Source organism: Amycolatopsis orientalis DSM 40040 = KCTC 9412 (assembly GCF_000478275.1).
GTDB classification, from domain to species: domain Bacteria; phylum Actinomycetota; class Actinomycetes; order Mycobacteriales; family Pseudonocardiaceae; genus Amycolatopsis; species Amycolatopsis orientalis.
In genome coordinates this window covers 100,083-119,332 of record NZ_ASJB01000046.1, presented here as the reverse complement: position 1 = coordinate 119,332, position 19,250 = coordinate 100,083, and the positions used below count along the sequence as shown (strand labels likewise).

At 69.4% G+C, this 19,250-nt stretch carries 14 protein-coding genes; 7 read left to right on the top strand and 7 right to left on the bottom strand.

Annotation, left to right across the window (positions count from 1 at the left end; all coding sequences use genetic code 11):
- Positions 1-6 precede the first annotated feature (6 nt).
- Positions 7-1,629 (bottom strand): alpha/beta hydrolase, encoded by a 1,623-nt coding sequence (locus L324_RS15510; protein ID WP_037307910.1) that lies wholly within the window; start codon positions 1,627-1,629, stop codon positions 7-9.
- 111 nt (positions 1,630-1,740) lie between these two features.
- The gene (locus L324_RS15505) at positions 1,741-2,907 is read right to left on the bottom strand and encodes a PucR family transcriptional regulator (protein ID WP_037307907.1); all 1,167 of its coding nucleotides are present in this window, start codon (positions 2,905-2,907) and stop codon (positions 1,741-1,743) included.
- Positions 2,908-3,056: 149 nt separating this feature from the next.
- Between L324_RS15505 and L324_RS15500 the strand changes: the two genes are divergently transcribed.
- From L324_RS15500 to L324_RS15490, 3 genes are read left to right on the top strand one after another with little or no spacing between them, the layout of a single operon-like run.
- Positions 3,057-3,872: an ABC transporter ATP-binding protein gene (locus tag L324_RS15500; RefSeq protein WP_037307904.1), complete on the top strand. Its 816-nt coding sequence runs from the start codon at positions 3,057-3,059 to the stop codon at positions 3,870-3,872.
- Between the two features lie 18 nt (positions 3,873-3,890).
- Entirely contained in the window at positions 3,891-4,865 is a 975-nt protein-coding gene (locus L324_RS15495) for an ABC transporter substrate-binding protein (protein ID WP_037307901.1), read from the top strand.
- On the top strand, positions 4,865-6,904 hold the full coding sequence (locus tag L324_RS15490; protein ID WP_037307898.1) for an iron ABC transporter permease: 2,040 nt from the start codon (positions 4,865-4,867) through the stop codon (positions 6,902-6,904). The genes L324_RS15495 and L324_RS15490 overlap by 1 nt, the downstream gene beginning before the upstream one ends.
- Before the next feature lie 378 nt (positions 6,905-7,282).
- Here the strand turns inward: L324_RS15490 and htpG are convergent, their stop codons facing one another.
- The 3 genes from htpG to L324_RS15475 form a co-directional block, all read right to left on the bottom strand.
- On the bottom strand, positions 7,283-9,148 hold the full coding sequence (gene htpG / locus L324_RS15485; protein ID WP_037307895.1) for a molecular chaperone HtpG: 1,866 nt from the start codon (positions 9,146-9,148) through the stop codon (positions 7,283-7,285).
- A gap of 29 nt (positions 9,149-9,177) precedes the next feature.
- Positions 9,178-10,764, bottom strand: a complete 1,587-nt coding sequence (locus tag L324_RS15480) for an alkaline phosphatase D family protein (RefSeq protein WP_037307892.1) — start codon at positions 10,762-10,764, stop codon at positions 9,178-9,180.
- 75 nt (positions 10,765-10,839) lie between these two features.
- Positions 10,840-12,081 carry a YncE family protein gene (locus L324_RS15475; protein WP_037307889.1) on the bottom strand — a complete coding sequence of 414 codons (1,242 nt, stop codon included), beginning with the start codon at positions 12,079-12,081 and terminating at the stop codon, positions 10,840-10,842.
- Between the two features lie 145 nt (positions 12,082-12,226).
- Between L324_RS15475 and L324_RS15470 the strand changes: the two genes are divergently transcribed.
- A complete protein-coding gene (locus L324_RS15470) occupies positions 12,227-13,372 on the top strand; it encodes an RsbRD N-terminal domain-containing protein (RefSeq protein WP_037307885.1) in 1,146 nt (381 codons plus the stop codon).
- Positions 13,373-13,435: 63 nt separating this feature from the next.
- Entirely contained in the window at positions 13,436-15,097 is a 1,662-nt protein-coding gene (locus L324_RS15465) for a sulfatase-like hydrolase/transferase (protein WP_051173914.1), read from the top strand.
- 61 nt (positions 15,098-15,158) lie between these two features.
- Here L324_RS15465 and L324_RS42810 read toward each other — a convergent pair whose 3' ends face one another.
- Positions 15,159-16,118 (bottom strand): helix-turn-helix transcriptional regulator, encoded by a 960-nt coding sequence (locus L324_RS42810; protein ID WP_037307883.1) that lies wholly within the window; start codon positions 16,116-16,118, stop codon positions 15,159-15,161.
- 61 nt (positions 16,119-16,179) lie between these two features.
- Between L324_RS42810 and L324_RS15455 the strand changes: the two genes are divergently transcribed.
- On the top strand, positions 16,180-17,337 hold the full coding sequence (locus L324_RS15455; RefSeq protein ID WP_037307879.1) for an epoxide hydrolase family protein: 1,158 nt from the start codon (positions 16,180-16,182) through the stop codon (positions 17,335-17,337).
- A 64-nt stretch (positions 17,338-17,401) separates the two neighbouring features.
- On the opposite strand, the gene L324_RS15450 is transcribed toward L324_RS15455, so the two are convergent.
- Positions 17,402-17,950, bottom strand: a complete 549-nt coding sequence (locus tag L324_RS15450; protein ID WP_037307876.1) for an ArsR/SmtB family transcription factor — start codon at positions 17,948-17,950, stop codon at positions 17,402-17,404.
- Positions 17,951-18,023: 73 nt separating this feature from the next.
- Between L324_RS15450 and L324_RS15445 the strand changes: the two genes are divergently transcribed.
- On the top strand, positions 18,024-19,244 hold the full coding sequence (locus L324_RS15445) for an MFS transporter (RefSeq protein WP_201769659.1): 1,221 nt from the start codon (positions 18,024-18,026) through the stop codon (positions 19,242-19,244).
- Positions 19,245-19,250: the final 6 nt, after the last annotated feature.

The window sequence follows — 19,250 nt, the reverse complement described above, 5'->3', positions numbered from 1 at the left end:
GAACGATCAGGCGCCGGGAGGCACCGGAAGCGGCATCCCCGGAACGGTCATGTCCGCGGGTGGCAGCACACCGTCTGCCAGGAAGTCCTGGACGACACTGTCCAGCGTCTTGTTGTTGTTGGCGCCGCTGGTGGCGTACAGGCCATGGTCGCCTTCACCGGTGACGGTGACCATCCGGGAACCCGCGAAGGCCGCGTGCGCGCGCCTGCCTCCTTCGATCGCGGTGGCCGGGTCATGTTCCGAATGCAGCATCAGCACCGGCGGCACACCCTTGCCGTCGATGACCGGCAGCGGCGGTCGCGGCTTGTTCCAGTAGATGCACGGCTGGACCATCCACTTGCCGCCGACCAACGTCTGCTGCTTGTCGAGGTACTGCTGTGACTGCACGACGACGCTGTCGCGGTCACCGGTCCACGGGCCCTCGTTGCACCGGATCGTCCAGAACGCGGTGGGATACGAGTCGGCGGCGGCCGCGCCGAGCCTCGGGATCAGCACGTCTTCCTGCTGGCGCGCCGAGGAGATCCGGTTCGCCGCCGCGGCCCGTTCGTCGGCGGACGCGGTCTGCTCGGTCAGGGTGCGGACGTCGACCAGCATGGTCGCCGTTCCGTGGAACTGGCTCTTGGCGTAAATGCCTTCGGCCGCGAACGAGTCGAGGATGTTCGGCCCGACCTTCAAGCCGCCGTAGTCCACCGGACGCGCTCGCAGCTTCGCACGGACCTGTTCGAACGTCTCCCGGACCGCGTCGGCGGTGGTGCCGAAGTGATACAGCTTGTCGTACTTCGCCATCCACGGCAGGAAATCCTGACGCCAGCGCCGCTCGAAGCTCATCGGCTGCCAGTCGAACGCCTTCTGCCAGGTGGTGGTGAACTCGACCGGCGAGTCGAGCAGGAACCGCCCGGCCCGCTCCGGAAAGCGCTGGGCGTAGTACGCGCCCATCCAGGTGCCCGCCGAGTAGCCGACCCAGTTGATCTTCGGCCGATTCAGCAGGACCCGCAGCAGATCGATGTCGTGGATCGTCTGGTCGGTGGTGATCAACGGCCCGAGGTCGCCGGACCGCTCTTTGCACAGCCCGACAGCCTCCTTCGTGACATCGAGAATGCGGCTCAGGTTCGCCGGGTCCCGGTCACGCGGGTCGAGGTACTCGGGGTTGTCCAGAGCGCCACCGCAGGTGATCGTCGTGCTCATCCCGGTGCCGCGCGGATCGAAGCCGATCACCTCCTGATTCGCCCGCACCCGCGACTGGTTGCGCAGTTTCACCGGCCAGATCCGCCCGGCCGCACCGGGGCCACCCGGGTTGATGAACAGTGATTGTGTCGCCGTACCGGTGGCGGGCAGCCTGCTGATCGCGATGGTGAGATCGCGGGTGTCGGCGAGGTTCGTCCAGTCGCGCGGCGTCAGGTAAGTCGCGCACTGGATGTTCTCCGCACCGGCAGGCGGTTTGGACGGCAATTCGTCGTCCGCGCACGGATGCCAGTTGATCGGCTGCTCGGCGTACTTCGCGGGAATTCCCGTCGAGTTGATCGGCAGGGTTTCGTCGACCGGATCGATGGTCGCGAAGGCGGGCGTGAACCCGCTCAGCATGAGGCCCGCGATGGCCGGAACGACCAGCGCGTGACGGAATCTCTTCATTTGTTACATCCCCAGTTTCTGTCGCGTCCTCACGCGACCGGCACCTTGATACCGGATCCCGGACTCGCCCGCCCGCGGATTCGGGGAAACCGCGGGCCGTCGTCGCGAAGGTCAGCTCCAGCGGCGGGCGAGCACCCTGGCGATGACGGCGCCGAGCACCCGTACACCCTGGAACGAACCCGGCTCCAGCCCGGTGAGCTCGCGGACCCGCCGGAACCGGTAGTCCAGGGTCCTCGGGTGGATGTGCAACGCCGCGGCGGTGTGCAGCCGGTTCATGTCGTGCCGGTAGTAGGCGTCGAGCGTGGCCACCAGATCGGGCCCGGTCTCCAGCCGCCGCGCGATCCCGCGCAGCCAGTCGTCGATCGGGGGCAGCCGGGCGACACCGAGTTCGACGAAGACGTCGGTCATCACCGGCAGCCGGGCGGGCCTGGTCTCCACGGGGGCGACCCGGCTGATCCGCCGGGCCAGACTGGCGGTGTCCCGGAGCGCGTGAACGCGTCCGGTGGCCGCGCCGGCGGCGCACTGCCGTCCGGTCGCCTCCGCGCAATCGCGGACCAGACCCAACGCGCGTTCCCGCGCCGTTTCGGGTTCCCCACAAGGGAAAAGCGCGATCAGCTCCCCGGGCTCACGCCAGAGCATCGGCACCCGATGGCGTTTCAGCAACGTGCCGGCGATCTCGTCACGCCGTTCCCCCGACGGCAGGGGGCCACCGGAGAACCGCACGACCGTGATCAGGTACCTGTCGGTGGAAACCATGTCGAGGCTTTCCGGAAGCCCGGGAGGCGCGGCTCCGTCGTCGAGCAGCGTCACGGCGAGTTCCGAAGCCCGTTCGACGAACGACAAGCCCCGCTGTTGCCCGGTCAGGAACCCTTGGAGGTACGCGTTCTTCCCGGCGAGGCCGGCGGCGGGAAGCCAGCCGATCATCTCGGTCACGTGGGTGACCTCGTGCAGCCCGGCCGCTTCGTGGATCTCCCGCAGCGTGAGCACGTCGTGCAGATCGAGGACGCGCCGCCCGGAAGCCAGCGAGATGCCCTGCGCGCCGCGTTGCTCACCGAAAGCCGTCAGCATCGCCAGATCCTCACCGGCGAAGGCGGCGCCATCGGCGGCGAGTTCGGCCTCCCGGCGTCTGAGCAGGACCGCGAAGTCCAGCATCGCCGTCCGGGCGGCCGCGTTCTCGGCCACCACCCGGAAATCCGGCAGCTCCCCGAGATAGACGTCGACCGCGCGCCGGGCGTTGGTGTCCACGCGGTCCCACAGCAGTTTGTACAGGCCTTCCATGCGTCTCCCCCTGCCCTCGTCGCCCGGAAGGCTACGGACGACGACTGGACGTTTTCTGGATCGCGCGCTCCCGGTAACCGGACAAACACGCCGCGCGCTGTGTCACTCACGACACCGGCCGGAGCGCATGCTTAGGTTAGGCTCCCCTCATGTCTACGGAAGACGCGCTGCTCACCGGCCAGGACCTGGTGCTCGCGCACCAAGAGCGAGCCGTGGTGGACGGCGTGTCCCTGTCGCTGCGCGCCGGTGCGGTGACCGCCCTGGTCGGGCCGAACGGCTCCGGCAAGTCGACCCTGCTGCGTTCGCTGGCGCGGCTGCACAAGCCCCGCGAGGGCAACGTCCGGCTCGGCGAGCGGTCTGTCTGGGGCGGCAACGCGTTGTCCGGCAAGGAGTTCGCGCGTCAGGTCACGTTGCTGACCCAGCACCGGCCCACGCCGAGCGGGGTGTCGGTCCGCGACGTCGTCTCCTACGGCCGCTACCCGTACCGCTCGGGCTGGCGCGGGGTGGACACCGACGGCGCCGCCGCGATCCGCCGCGCGATGGAACTGACCGGCGTGACGCCGATGGCCGAACGCGGCGTCGACGAACTGTCCGGCGGCGAGCTCCAGCGGGTCTGGCTCGCGTCCTGCCTCGCGCAGCAGACGTCGGTGCTGCTGCTCGACGAGCCGACCAACCATCTCGACCTGCGCTACCAGGTCGAGATCCTCGACGTCGTCCGCGATCTCGCCAACGAGGGTGTCGCGGTCGGCGTGGTGCTGCACGACCTCGACCACGCGGCGATCATCGCCGACGAGGTCGTGCTGCTGAGCGAGGGCACGATCGTGGCCACGGGTGACATCGGGCGGGTGCTCACCACCGAGCACCTTTCCCAGGCCTACGGCGTCACCGTCCACGTCGCGAACGACCCGGTCACGGGTGCTGTCCACTGCAGGCCACTCGGGCGGCATTCGCCCCGGCCCGCCTGAGAGATCCAGGAAAGAACCATGCGAGTGCTGCCCCCCGCCCTCCTCGTGACGGCGGCGTTGCTGCTGTCCGCCTGCGGCACCACCGAGAACCCCGCCGCCGCGCCGGGTGAGCCCGCCGCCGCGAGCGGTCCGGTGACGGTGACCGACGCACGCGGCAAGGCCGTCACCCTGAAGGCCCCGGCGAAGCGGGTCGTCGCGCTGGAATGGGGCGAGGCCGAGATGGTCGCCTCGCTCGGGGTCATGCCGGTCGGCGCCGCGGACGTCACGGGCTACAACGTCTGGGACAAGGCCGTCCCGCTGACCGCCGAGGTCAAGGACGTCGGCAAGCGCAACGAACCCAGCGTCGACGCGATCGTCGGGCTGAACCCCGAGGTCGTCATCATGGCCGAGGAACGCGACTCGACCCTGGTGCCGCAGATCGAGAAGTACGTCCCGGTCGTGGTCACCAAATCCAGTGACGCGAGCCGGAACTTCGACCGGCTGCGCGAGGACTTCAAGCTGATCGCGAAAACGGTCGGCAAGGAGTCCGAAGCGGACAAGCAACTGTCCGAAATGGACGCCAAACTCGCCGAGGGCAGGAAGGCCGTCGAGGCCAAGGGCGCCACGGGCACGCCGTTCCTGATGGCCGACGGCTACCTCGAAGGCAGCACCGTCAGCATCCGCCCGTTCGGCAAGGGTTCGCTGGTCTCCGACACCGCCGAGGCCGTCGGGCTGAAGAACGTGTGGACCGGCCAGGTCGATCCGCAGTGGGGCCTCGGCCAGACCGACGTCGAGGGCCTGACCGCGATCACCGACCCGAAGACCGTGCTGTTCTACAGCGCGTCCGAAGAGGACGTCTTCACCACCGGGCTCGCGCAGAACGCGGTGTACCAGCGGCTCCCGTTCGTGGTGTCGAAGAAGATCCACAAGCTGGAGGCCGGGACATGGACCTTCGGCGGCCCGAAGTCGATCGCCTTCACGGCCGACCAGATCGTGAAGGCCATCACCGCCTGATGATCGAGGACCTGCGTGCGCCGCAAGCCGTGCGCACCGCGGTGGTGTCGGCGGCACTGGTGGCACTGATCGCCGTCCTCGCCGGCCTCCATCTGACCCAGGGCACTTCCACGTCCGGTCCGCTGGACGTGGTGAAGGCGATCTTCGGCGACGGGGACGCGCAGACCCTCGCGGTACTGGAGGGTTCGCGCGTCCCCCGGCTGCTCGCCGCGTTGCTGCTGGGCGTCGCACTGGGGGTCGCGGGGGCGGGAATGCAGTCCGTGGCGCGGAATCCGCTCGCCTCACCCGACACGCTCGCGGTCAACGCGGGCGCGCATTTCGCCGTCGTCGCCATTTCCGCGTTCGGGCTTTCCCTGCCGCTCGTGCCGGTGGGCGGGGCGGCGTTCGCGGGCGGGCTCGCCGCGGCCGTGATCGTGCTGGGGCTGGCGGGCGGAGGTTCGGCGAGTCCGCGGCTGGTGCTCGTCGGTTCGGCGGTGATGCTGGCGCTCCAGTCGGTGACCATCCTGCTGCTGCTCATGTTCGAGCAGGAGACGTCCGGGCTGTTCGCCTGGGGCAGCGGTTCGCTGACGGTGTCCGATCTGCGGGCGACCGGGCAGATGACGCCGATCGTGGTGCTCGCCGTCGTGGTGCTCATCGCGATGGGCCGCAAACTCGACGTCCTCGCCCTCGGCGACGACAACGCGACCGTGCTCGGCCTGCGGGTCCGGCGGACGCGGGTCGGCGCGATCCTGCTGACCGTCGCGCTGACCGCGGCGGCGGTGACCGTCGCCGGGCCGGTCGGTTTCGTCGGGCTGAGCGCGCCGGTGATCACGCGGCTGCTGCTGCCGATCGCCAAGCACCGGGTGCTGCTGCCGGTGTCCGGGCTGGTCGGGGTGGTGACGGTACTCGGCGCCGACGTCGTCCTGCGGGCCATCATGGGGTCGGCCGCCGCCGTGCGGGTGCCGACCGGGGTCGTCACCACGATCGTCGGCGCCGTCGTGATGGTGTGGCTGGCGCGGCGCGGCCGGGGCGGTGGCTCACGTCGTCCGGCACCGGCGGGGCGGGTCGGCGTCGCCGGGTCGAAGCGGCGGCTCGTGGCCGTCGCCGTCGCGCTGGTGGTGCTGCTGGCCGTGGTGCCCGTCGTGGGCCTGATGCTGGGCGACCGCGTGGTGCTGCTCGGCGACCTCGCGAACTGGATCACCGGCAACACCGGCACGGCGCTGACCTTCGTGCTGGACCAACGGCTTCCGCGGGTTCTCGCCGCGCTGCTCGCCGGTGCCGCGCTGGCGGTGTCCGGCTGCGGGATCCAGTCGGTCAGCCGCAACCCGCTCGCCGAACCCGGTCTGCTCGGGATCACCTCGGGCGCCGGGCTCGGCGCGATCACGCTGATCACCGTGGTCCCGGCGGTCGGCGCGTGGGAGATCGCGGGCGCCGCCGGAATCGGCGCGGCCGTCGTGTTCGCGCTGGTCTACGGGCTGGCGTGGCGCTCGGGGCTGGATTCGGACCGGCTGGTGATCATCGGTATCGCGGTCTGGTCGGCCGGGATGGCGCTGATCACGCTGCTGATCGTGGTCTCCGACCCGTGGAATTCGGCGAAGGCGCTGACCTGGCTCTCGGGGTCGACCTACGGCCGCACGCTGGAACAGGTCGCGCCCGTGGCGCTGTCACTGATCGCGCTGACGCCGTTGTTGTGGCTGAAGCACCGGGAACTCGACCTGCACGCCCTCGACGAGGACACCCCGCGAGTGCTCGGGATGCGCATCGAACGGTCGCGGCTGGTGGTGCTGGCGGCGTCCGGGATCCTGGCGGCCACCGCGGTGTCCGCGATCGGTGTCGTCGCGTTCGTCGGGCTCGTCGCGCCGCATCTGGCGCGGTCGCTGGCCGGTGGACGACACGGCCGGGTGATCCCGGTGGCGGCGGCGCTCGGGGCGCTGCTGGTGAGCGTCGCGGACACGATCGGGCGGACGGTCATCGCCCCGGCCCAGATCCCCGCCGGCCTGGTCATCGCGTTGGTCGGGACGCCGTACTTCGTGCTGGTGCTCTGGCGGACCCGGCCGTAGAGCCGAAAGGGCCCTTCACCGCATGCGATGCGGTGAAGGGCCCTTTCGTGGCGTCTTATGCGGGGAAGGGGGCCTTCACCGCGTCTAGCGCCAGGGTCCCGGCAAAGTCGCAGGGCTGCTGAGGGGTGTGTGGATTTAGAGACGTTGAACGTCTCTAAATCCACACACCCCTCACTAGCGGTCACACTTGCGTGCCACCAGTCACAGCGAGTGGCCATTTGGGCGAAGGCGTGGTCCGGGCCGGCGGTCCGAGCCGCTCGGGAGGTCGGGGCCGGTCGACGGAAGGCGTCTCGACGGCGCGAGGCACTGGCGCCTTGAGCGCGTGAAGGCCCCCTTCCTTGCGCTAGGCGCAAGGAAGGGGGCCTTCATGTACTTCGGCTAAAGGGTCTTCTGGAGGTGGGTGGCGAGGAGCTTGGTGAAGCGTGAGGGGTCGGCGAGTTCGCCGCCCTCGGCCAGCAGAGCCATGCCGTAGAGCAGTTCGGCGGTCTCGGCGAGGCCCTCGTTCTCGCCCTGCTTCGCGAAGGCGTCCCGCAGCCCGGCGACCAGCGGGTGGCCCGGGTTGAGTTCCAGGATCCGCTTGATCTGCGGCATTTCCTGGCCCATCGCGCGGTACATCTTCTCCAGCGTCGGGGTGACGTCGTTCGTGTCGCCGACGATGCAGGCGGGCGACGTCGTCAGCCGCGACGAGAGCCGGACCTCCTTGACCTGCTCGGCGAGCGCCGTCGTCAGCCAGGTCAGGAGCCCGGAGAACTCCTCCTTCTGCTCGTCGGTGGTGTCGGAGTCGAGTTCGACCTCGCCCTTCGCCACCGACTGGAACTGCTTCTCCTCGAAGCCGGGCACCGCGTCGACCCACATCTCGTCGATCGGGTCGGTGAGCACGAGGACCTCGTAACCCTTGGCCTTGAAGGCTTCCAGATGCGGGGAGTTCTCGATGCTCTGCCGCGATTCGCCGGTCAGGTAGTAGATGTGCTCCTGGCCGTCCTTCATCCGCTCGACGTACTCGCGCAGCGACGTCAGCTTCTCCGGGTCGTTCGTCGAGGCGAACGAGCAGATGTCGAGGATCGCGGTGCGGTTCTCGAAGTCGTCCAGCAGCCCTTCCTTGACGGCGCGGCCGAACTCCTTCCAGAACGTCTCGTACTTGTAGGGGTTCTCGTCGGCCATCAGGGTCTTGACGGTCGAGAGGACCTTCTTCACCAGGCGACGGCGGATCAGCTGGATCTGCCTGTCCTGCTGCAGGATCTCGCGCGAGACGTTGAGCGAGAGGTCCTGCGCGTCGACGACGCCCTTCACGAAGCGCAGGTACTCCGGCATCAGCGCTTCGCAGTCGTCCATGATGAAGACGCGCTTCACGTACAGCTGGACGCCGCGTTTGCGCTCCCGCATGAACAGGTCGAGCGGCGCGTGGCCGGGCAGGAACAGCAGCGCCTGGTACTCGAAGGTGCCCTCGGCCTGGAGGCGGATCGTCTCCAGCGGGTCGTTCCAGTCGTGCGCGACGTGCTTGTAGAACTCGTTGTACTCGGCTTCGGTGACGTCGCTGGACGAACGGGCCCACAGCGCCTTCATCGAGTTGACCGTGACGACCTCATCGCCTTCGGTCATCCGGATGGGCCAGGTGATGAAGTCGGAGTACTTCTTGACGATCTGCTTGATCTTGGTGGCCGAGGTGTAGTCGAAGAGCTGGTCTTCGGCGTCCTCGGGCTTGAGGTGCAGGATGACCGAGGTGCCCTGCGGCAGATCCGGGACCGTCTCGATGGTGTACGTGCCTTCGCCCTCGGACTCCCAGCGGACGCCCTCGTCCGATCCGGCGCGGCGGGTCAGCAGCGTGACCTTGTCGGCCACCATGAAGCTGGCGTAGAAACCGATCCCGAATTGGCCGATCAGATCCTGCGAGGCCGCGGAATCCTTGGTCTCTTTCAGCTTCTTCAGGAATTCGGCGGTCCCGGATTTCGCGATCGTGCCGATCAACGCCACGACGTCGTCCCGGCTCATCCCGATTCCGTTGTCCCGCACGGTCAGGGTGCGGTTTTCGGTGTCGGTGACGATCTCGATGTGGAGATCGTCGGTATCCGCCTGGAGTTCCTTGTCGCGGAACGCTTCGAGGCGGAGTTTGTCCAGTGCGTCGGAGGCGTTGGACACCAGTTCCCGGAGGAAGGTGTCCTTGTTCGAGTAGATCGAGTGGATCATCAGCTGCAGGAGCTGACGTGCCTCCGACTGGAACTCGAGTGTTTCGGCAGAGGTGGTCACGCCGCGATATTACCGAGCGCGGAACGGGGTCAGGCCAGCCTCTGCCTGGCCACCTCGGTCAGCCCGTCGCCCGTGGCCTGTTCGATCGTCGTGACGGCGGAGCGGCCGGTGGTCTCGACAGTGGCGATCACATTGCCGAAATGCGGTCCCGACGTCTTTCGCCAAGCGAGGGGTACGGGTTCGACCCCGCCCCGCTCCGCCCACCGGCGCGCGAGTGACGCCACCCCGGCCGACCAGGTCGCGGCGAAAGCCAGCCGGAGCGGCCGCGGCATCGCGTTGTGCACCGGCGAACAGGTGAGCTGGTACACCGTCGACGTCACCGGTTCCGGGTACCGCGCCTCGGCGATGTAGGCGTGATGGACGTCGCCGGAGAGCACCGCGATGGTGGCGGGCGGCTCCTCCCGGCGTCCCTCGCGCGCGATCATCGCGGCGAGCCGGTCGAACGACGCGCGGAACGCCGCCCAGTGTTCGAGGTCGCCCGCCTGCCGGATCTTCTCCGCGAGCCGTCCCCGCCATCCGGGACGGGCGCAGGCCCGTTCGTTGAGGGACTGCAGGTGGGAGATCACCGGCGGCAGCAGCCACGGCAACGAGGACCCGATGAGCAGGTGGTCGCAGGCGTCGGCGGCGTTCTCCTCGACCCAGTCGAACTCGTCGTCGTCGACCATCGCCCGATGGCCGGGCTCCAGGATCCGCCCCGCCCGGCTGTCGATGACCAGCAGCCGCACCTTGCCGAAATCGCGCCGGTAACTCCATCGCGCGCCTTTGGTGCCGTCGCGTTCGTTGTCGGCTTCGTCGGCGTAGGCGACGAGCAGGCCGGCGTTGTCCCTGCCGGAGGTGAGGGCCTTCTGGTAGGTCGAGTCCTCGGCGAGTTCGGCGGGGCCGAGGTTCCCGAGGTGCTGGTAGACCCAGTACGACATGATCGCCCCGCGCAGGCGCTCCTGCCACCACGGCTGCGCCCGCATGTGCTCCCGCCACGTATGCGAGGTGTTCCAGTCGTCGCGGACGTCGTGGTCGTCGAAGATCATCGACGTGGGCACGGTGGAGAGCAGCCAGCGGATCGTCGGCTCACCCCAGGCTTCGAGGTAGAGGTGGGTGTACTCCTCGAAATCCGTCACCTCGGTCCCGGGCGGCTTCGAAGTGTCGCGACGCCGCTTCAGCCATTCCTGCGTCTCGTCGGTGGTTTCGTCGGCGTAGACCTGGTCGCCGAGCATCAGCAGCGCCTGCGGCCACCCGGCCTCGTCGCTCTCGGCCATCCGGCGGGCGTACGCGGCCAGCGCGTCCGGGCCGAAAGTGTCCCCGTCGTGCGGTTTCCGGCAGGAGCCGAACACCAGCCGGACCCCGGACTCGTGCGCGGGCAGTGTCCGGATGCGACTGGGCGGGAAGCCGGAATCCTCCAGCGGCCACACCTTTTCGCCGTCCACGCGCACCTCGTACTCGGTGCTGGTGCCGGGTTCGAGCCCGGTCAGCACGAGCAGGGCGTAGTGGTGGCCTCGGATTTCGAACGTCCTCGCCGTGACGCCGAGGACTTCGACCTCGCTCTCGGTGCCGGTTTCGACCCACACCGTCGCCGACGTCTCGTCGACGTGGCGCAGCAACGGACCCAGGCGCAGACTCATTCCCGTCACGGTGCCACAGTGGAGCCAAGATCGTGCGCTGAGCGGACCGTCGTCAGGCCGGCCTCACCTCGCGGGCTACCGGCCCGAGGGGCCCGTCCAGCCGTCCGGCACGTGGCCGATCCGGATCCGCTGCGGGTGGTCGCCGACCGGGACGGACTTCACCTTCGCGCCGGTCGCGAAGTCGATCGCGGTCACCTGGTCGGCCCCGCTTTCCGAGATGACGCAATGCTTTCCGTCGCCGTTCACCGTCGCCCAGTACGGCTTCGCGGCCGTCACGAGCCGGGCTTCCTGCAGGCTCGCGCGGTCCACGATGGTCGCGTAATCGTCCATCGTCCCGGCGACGCACAGCTTGTCGCCCGCGGGACTCATCGAAAGCCCGTGGTGCCGCGAGTCGTTGACCCAGGTCGTCCGGTCCTCACTGGTGTTCGGGTTCTTCGGCAGCGTCTTCGACCGGGTGATGCGGTCGGTGGCGACGTCGTACTCCAGGAGGCCGTTGAAGAACGACACCTGGAAGTACAGCTTCGACTCGTCGGGGGTGAACGCCATCGGGCGGATGGCGTCGGACAGATCGGTACGGCCGAAGGCGTCCAGCCGCTGGCGCATGTCGATGACCTTGACCTGCTGGAAGGTCGTCGCGTCGGCGACGGTGAGCTTCCGGTCGCCCTTGGTGAAGTCCTGCCACGGCGCGTCGAGCGCGGTGTTCACGTCGCCGATCGAGCTGTTCCAGAGGCGCCGTCCGCCGTCGGTGTAGGTGTTCTCGTGCGGTTTGTCGCCGGTCTTGAACGAGCCCAGCTGCTGCCCGGTGTCGATGTTCAGCACGTGGACGGTGTTCGACGTCGAGGCGGACACCGCGATACTGCGCCCGTCCGGCGAGACGGCCATGTGATCGGAGCGGAAACCCGACACCGGGAAGCGCCAGTTGACGCGGCCGGTGGCGAGGTCGATCGAGACGACGTCGGCGAAGCTCGGGCGGGACGCGACGACCGACCGGCCGTCCGGCGTCGTGTAGAGATCGTCGACGAGCTGGTCGTGGCCCTCGCCGACACCGTTGCGGATGCCGAGGAAGAACGCGAGTTTGATCGGGTTCAGGTAGATCTCGGCGAGCCGCTCGTCCTTGTCGGGCACCATGTCGACCCGCGCGATCTTCGCGTAGTCGCCGGAGGGCCGGATGACGTCCGCGGTCCCCTCCCAGTTGTTGCCCACGAACAAGACCTGCCGCAGGGCGGCACTCGCCGCCGTGGTCCCCGGCACCGAGCCCAGTGCCGTGACGGCGAGGCAGGCCACGAGGGCGAAGTTCAGCAACCGGCGTTTCCGCATCACGCGCACCCTTCGGCGAAGTCCTGTTACCTTTCGGTAGCTCACAGGAAACCAACCGATCGGGCACCCTCGGTAGGGGCCGGTCGCCAAGGGCCGCGCCGTTCGTTGTGCACGGGTCACAACCGGCCGCGGGAAGGCGGTGGCGATGGCGCACCGGTTGCTGCACGAGGTGCTGCGGGCGATGGCGGCCGACGCCGACGTCGTCGAGGAGGTCGTCCGGGCCGCCCGCACGGAGTCGCCGGAGGTGGCGCGGCTGCCGGTGCACGAGAACCGGCGGCACGTCGCGATCGTGCTCGCCGCCGGGCTCGCGTCGTTCGAACGGCCGGGCGGGACCAGTGAGCAGGACTACGCGGCGGCGGCCGTCCTCGGCGCCGACCGGGCAGCGCAAGGCGTGCCGATCGCCGCGCTGCTGCGCGGGGTACAGGCCGGCCGCAGCCGCGCGGTCGAGATCGCCGTCGAACGCGGCAAGGCGGCCGGGGTCCCGGACGACGTCATGCTGGCGGCGCTGGTCGACTTCGACCGGAACACCCGCGCGCTCGAACGGCAGGTGATCGCCGGCTACCACGAAGCCGAACTCGAACTCTCCCGCACGGTCCACGACAGCCGGGCCCGCCTGCTGCGGCGGTTGCTGGCCGACGACACGGCGGTGCCGTCGGCCGAGGAGGTCGCGCACGCCGGGCTGAACCCGGACGGGCGCTACCACTGCCTGCTCTCCGACGTCGGCGATCCGTACCAGGCGCTGGTCGTCGAGCGGCGGCTCGGCGGGACCGGCGGCATCTTCGGGCTGGTGGTGGGGCGGCTGGCCGGGCTGGCGCCGCGGCTGCCCACGCCGTCGGCGCTCGGCGACGACGTCCTCATGGTGGTCTCCCCCGCCGTCCCGCTCACCGAGGTCCGCGGGATGCACGCCCTGTGCGCGATGGCTTTGCCGACGGCCGCGCGGGAGCGGACGCGGGGCCTGCACGAGGTGGCCGACCTGGCGGTCGAGACCGCGCTCGCCGCCCAGCCGGGGCTCGCCGCGCTGCTCGGCGGCGCCCTGCTGAGCGCGCTGACGCCGGGCGACGCGTTCCACGAGCAGCTCGTGTCGACCGCGCTGGCCTACCTCGACCACGGACGGCGGCTCGACCAGACGGCCGCGGCCCTGCACGTCCACGCGAACACCGTCCGGTACCGGCTGGGGAGGCTCGGCGAGATCACCGGGGCGTCGCTCGACCTGCCGGAAGACGACGACGGATCGCAGGTACGGCACACCGTCGGCTGGTGGTGGGCGCTGCGCACCTGGCGATCGGGCTGAACCGGGGACGCCCGCCGTCCGTGTAACCCGATGAAGGCTCCTGCACCCTGGAAGGAACCCGCCTTGTCGGTTTTCACGCGCCCCGCTCTGGTCGGCCTGCCGGGGGACCGGACGGCCGCCCGCGAAATCGCCTCCAGCGCGGTGACGACCCTGGCGGGCGTCCTCGTGCTGTTCGCCCTGCTCGCGCCGAACGACCTGGGCAGGCTGACGCCGGAGGCGTTCGTGCGGCTCCCGGTCGAAGCGCTGCTCGGGGTGGCGGTGGTGCTCATGCTGCGCGACGGCGCCCGGCGGATCGTCGCGCTGACCGCGGGCACTGTCCTCGGGCTGCTGACCGTCGTCAAGGCCATCGACATCGGCTTCGGGATCGCGCTGAACCGGCGGTTCAACCCGGTGTTCGACTGGGGTGTCGTCGGCAACGGCGTCGACCTGCTCGGCACGTCGATCGGCCGGACCGGCGCGCTCGCGTCGTTCTTCGGGCTGGCGCTGCTGGCCGTGGTCGTCGTCGTGCTCATGGCGCTGTCGATGGTGCGGCTGAGCCGGGTGGTGGCCGGCCGCCGCACCACCTCGACCCGGGTGGTGGCCGTGCTCAGCGTGCTCTGGATCGGCTGCGCGGTGTTCGGCGTCCAGCTCGCGCCGGGGCAGCCGCTCGCGTCGCGCAGCGCCGCCGCCTACGCCTACGACGACCTCCGCCAGGTGCGGGCCGGTATCCGCGACCGGGAGGCGTTCGCCGCGGAGGTCGGCACCGACGCCTTCCGCGGCACCCCGCCGTCCGGGCTGCTGAACGCGTTGCGCGGCAAGGACGTCCTGTTCACCTTCGTCGAGAGCTACGGGCGGGTGGCTGTCCAGGACTCCGACATCGCCCCCAAGGTCGACGCCGTCCTCGACGCCGGGACCGCGCGGCTGAAGACCGCCGGATATGGCTCGCGCAGCGCGTTCCTGACGTCGCCGACGACGAGCGCGGGCAGCTGGCTGGCGCATTCGACGTTCCAGTCCGGCGTCTGGGTCGACAGCCAGCACCGCTACGACGACTTCGTGAAGACCGACCGGTTCACCCTCGGCGGGGCGTTCAAGCGCGCGGGCTGGGAGACCGTCGGCGTCGTCCCGGCGCACACCGAGGACTGGCCGGAGGGGCAGGTCTACGGCTACGACCGGTACTACGACTCGCGCGGCATCGGCTACCACGGTCCGCCGTTCTCCTACGCCACGATGCCGGACCAGTTCACGCTTTCGGCCTTCCAGCGCGCCGAACGCGCGAAGCCGGGCCACCCGCCGCTGATGGCGGAAATCGACCTCGTCACCAGTCACTGGCCGTGGACACCGCTGCCCCGGATGGTCGACTGGAACGCCGTCGGCGACGGCTCGGTCTACAACCCGATGCCTTCGCAGGGGAAGACGCCCGAGGAGGTCTTCACCGACCCCGCGAAGGTGCGGGCCGCGTACGGCGACTCGATCGCCTATTCGTTGAACTCGCTGATCTCGTACGTGGAGACGTACGGGGACGACGATCTGGTGCTGGTGTTCCTCGGCGACCACCAGCCGAACCCGATCGTCGCCGGGGAGGGCGCGGACCGCGACGTCCCGATCACCGTCGTCACGCGGGACAAGGGCGTCCTGGACAGAATCGCCGCGTGGAACTGGCAGGACGGGCTGAACCCGGACCGGAACGCGCCGGTCTGGCGGATGGACGCGTTCCGGGACCGCTTCCTGACCACTTTCGCCCAGTGAACCCGATCGCGTTTAGCGGGCTAAACGCGATCGGGGCACGCCACGCACCGCATCCAGAGGACTAAATGTGGGTCGCGTCGCGATACCGGTCGGCCAGCGTGCGCAAGTAGTCGACTAATTGCGGGGGTTCGGTGACCCGGAAAGGGGCGTTGAGCAGTCCTAAGTGGACGGCCAGCGTCTCGACGCTGTCGGCGCCGGTGTGCAGCAGACACGTGCTCTCGTCGACCGCCTCCACCGTCCCGACGGCCGGGTTGATCCGCGCGGTCACCTCCTCCGCCGGCGCGTGCACGGTGACCTTCGCCCGATACCGCCACGCCGCGGACGAGACGCCGCGCCGCACCCGGTCCGTGACGTCCTCGGGGAGATCGCGCGGGGTGAACCGGGGGCCGATCGGGACACGCGGGGTCAGCCTGTCGACGCGGTAAGTGCGCCAGTCGCCGCGATCGAGGTCCCACGCGACCAGGTACCACCGGCGTCCCCAGTTCACCAGGCGATACGGCTCGACCTTGCGGACGCTCTCCGAGCCGTCGTGGGCCCGGTAGCCGAAACGCATCTGTTCGTGGTCACGGCAGGCGGCCGTCAGGACGGTAAGCGTCTTCGCGTCGACGCGCGGTCCGGCATCGTCCCTGGGCACCGGGATCGTGTACGCCTGCAGTGCGTTGACGCGGCGCCGCAGTCGCGACGGCAGCACCTGCTCCAGCTTGGCCAGCGCGCGCAGCGACGTCTCCTCGACACCCGCGATGGTGCCGCCCGCCGCGGTGCGCAGGCCGATCGCGACGGCGACGGCCTCCTCGTCGTCCAGCAGCAACGGCGGCAGGTCCGCGCCCGCGCCGAGGCGGTAGCCGCCGACTGAACCGCGGGTCGCGTTCACCGGGTAGCCGAGCGCACGCAGCCGTTCGACGTCGTTGCGGATCGTCCGCGCGCTCACTTCGAGGCGTTCGGCCAGTTCGGTACCCGTCCAGTCACGGGGAGTCTGCAAGAGGGAGAGCAAACGGAGCAGTCTTGCCGAAGTTTCCAACATTCTTCGAGCCTGCCTCCTCATTAGGAACGTAGTGTTCCTAATGGCACCTTACCTTGGTCTCATGAACGAGAACACCGAGATCAAGCCCTTCCGCATCGACATCCCGCAGGCCGACCTCGACGACCTGGCCGACCGCCTCGCCAGAGTCCGCTGGGCGAACGAGCTGCCCGCCGACCAGGTGACCGACGGGGTGCAGCGCGGACCGGTCACGCCGGGCTGGGAGTACGGCGTGCCCCTCGAATACGTGCAGCGACTGGTCGCCTACTGGCGCGACGGCTACAACTGGCGGGAGTGGGAGGCGAAGCTCAACGCGTACCCGCAGTTCACGACAGTCATTGATGGACAACAGATTCACTTCCTGCACGTCCGCTCGCCTGAACCGGACGCGACACCGCTGATCCTCACCCACGGCTGGCCGAACTCGGTCTTCGAGTACCTCGACCTGATCGACCGGCTGACCGACCCGCGCTCGCACGGCGACGACGCGGCGACCGCCTTCCACGTCGTGATCCCCTCGCTGCCCGGGTTCGGCTTCTCCGGTCCCACCCACGAAAAGGGCTGGAACCGCTACCGCACGGCGAAGGCGTGGGCCGAGCTGATGCGCCGGCTGGGCTACGAACGCTATGGCACGCATGGGAACGACGCCGGTTCGTTCGTCGCCCCCGAGGTCGGCCGCGTCGATCCGGAGCACGTGATCGGCGTGCACGTCACACAGCTGTTCTCGTTCCCGAGCGGCGACCCGGCCGAATTCGAGGGCATGACGGAGCAGGAGCTGGAGTACATGCAGTTCCTCCAGAGCTTCAACGACGACATGTCCGGCTACGCGAAACTTCAGGAAAGCGCGCCGCAGAACCTCGCGCACGCGCTGGCCGATTCGCCGACCGGACAGCTGGCCTGGAGCGCTCAGCTGCTGGCGGGCACGAACGACGACCACGTCCTCACCAACGCCACGCTGTACTGGCTCACCAACACCGCGGCGTCGGCGGCGCGGTTCTACTACGAGGACAAGCACGCCGAGCACCCCGCCGAGCCGACGACGGCGCCGACCGGCCTGGCGAGCTTCGCCTACGACTTCCGGCCGCTGCGGCGATTCGCCGACCGGGACCACGCGAACATCGTGTCCTGGCAGGAATTCGACCGCGGCAGCCACTGGGCGACGCAGGACGCTCCGGACCTCCTGCTGGGCGACATCCAGGAGTTCTTCCGCAAGCTGGCGTGACCCCGTAAAAGCAGGTGCCCACGGCCTCGTGAGTGGTAATGACGGTTCTAACCGTCATTACCACTCACGAGTCTTCGGCCAGACTGTGCAGCAGGAAGATCCCGTTCAGCAGCGGCCGGTCGAGCCGCTGGTGGTCGGTGGCCACGTACTCGTCGAGGATGTCGAGGATACGGTTGTCGAGTTCGGTGACCTCCTCGGGCGAGAGATGCAGCGCGAACCGCTCGACGATCCGCACCGAACCGGGTCCCGCCTCGCGGAGTTCGTCCTGGAACGCCACGATCGGCCCGAACCGGGTGTCCTCGTCCTCGTCGTTCAGCGGCCCGTTCAGCCACCAGCTCTTGCCCGCGCTGCGGTACGGCTTCTCCAGCGCGCCGCTCACACCGGTCCGCACCGGCGCCTGCTCCAGGAGACCGGCCTCGACGAGCTGCCGCACGTGGTACAGCACCGTGCCCGGATCCTTGCCGAGCCGCTCGGCGAGTTCCTTGTTGGTCAGCTCCCGCTCACCACAGAGCCGCAGGACGCGCAGCCGCAACGGATGGCCGAGCGCCTTGGCCTCACGCGCCGTCGCCTCACGCCGCCGGTCCGCGACCCTCGCGGCGAGCTGATCATCCATCCCTACAGCCTAGACCGATGGAGAGAACAATCATCGATGGAGTTTTCTCAATCGATGTGCGATCCTCAATCGGGTGACCACACTGGGGACCGCCTTCTGGCGGCTGTGGAGTTCGTCGGGGCTGTCGAATCTGGCCGACGGGATCGTCAAGGTCGCGCTCAGCCTCGTGGCCGTCCAGTTCACCCGCTCGCCGGCGCTCATCGCGGGCCTGGCGTTCGCCCTGTCCCTGCCGTGGCTGCTATCCGCCCTGCACGCCGGGGTTCTCGTCGACCGCGTCGACCGCCGTCGCGCCATGCTCACCGCGAACGTGCTCCGCGCGGGCCTGCTCGCCGTACTCGCGGCGGCGATCGCGCTCGGCTCCGGATCGATCTGGCTGCTTTACGCGGTCGCACTGGGACTCGGGTTCGCCGAAACGGTCCACGACACGGCCGCACAGGCGATCCTGCCCCAGGTCGTCGGCCGCGACAGGCTGACGCGGGCCAACAGCCGCCTCTACGCCGCCGAACTCACCGCCAACGAGTTCGCGGGGCCGCCGCTGGGCGGGTTCCTAGTGGCCGCAGGCGTTTTCGCCGCGTTCGCGGTCCCGTCGGCGCTCTGGCTCGTCGCGGTCGTCGCGCTCTTCTTCGTCCCGGGATCGTTCCGTGTCGAAAGGACACAGAAGACGAGCGTGCGCGAAGATCTCACCGAAGGACTGCGTTTCCTTGTGAAGAACCGGTTTCTCCGCGTCACGGCGATCATGATCGGCGGCTTCAACTTCGCCACGAGCGCGATGTTCACCCTCTTCGTGCTCTACGCGGTGGGCCCGTCGTCACCGATGGGCCTGACGGACCAGGCCTACGGTTTCCTGCTGGCCGTCGTCGCCGTGGGCAGTTTCGCCGCCTCGTTCGTGGCCGAGTGGATCGAGCGCGCCCTCGGCCGCACCGGGGCACTGGTCCTCAGCCTGCTCACCGGCGCGGTACTCGTCGGAATCCCCGCGGTGACCACGAATCCGTACGTGATCGGTGCGGCGTTCTTCGCCGGGGGCGCGGGAGTCGTGGTGTGGAACGTCATCGTCGTCTCCCTGCGGCAGCGGATCATCCCGGACCACCTGCTGGGCCGGGGCACCAGCGCGCACCGGCTCGTCGCGTGGGGCACCAAACCGCTGGGGAGCGCGGCGGGCGGGCTGCTCGCCGAGGCCGTGGGCCTGCGGCCGGTGTTCGCGATGACGGCGGCGGTGATCCTGGCGCTGCTGCCGGGCCTGCGTGCGCTCCATGATTCATCCCGGACCTCGCGGGTATCCGAAGATCGGCAATGAACCGAC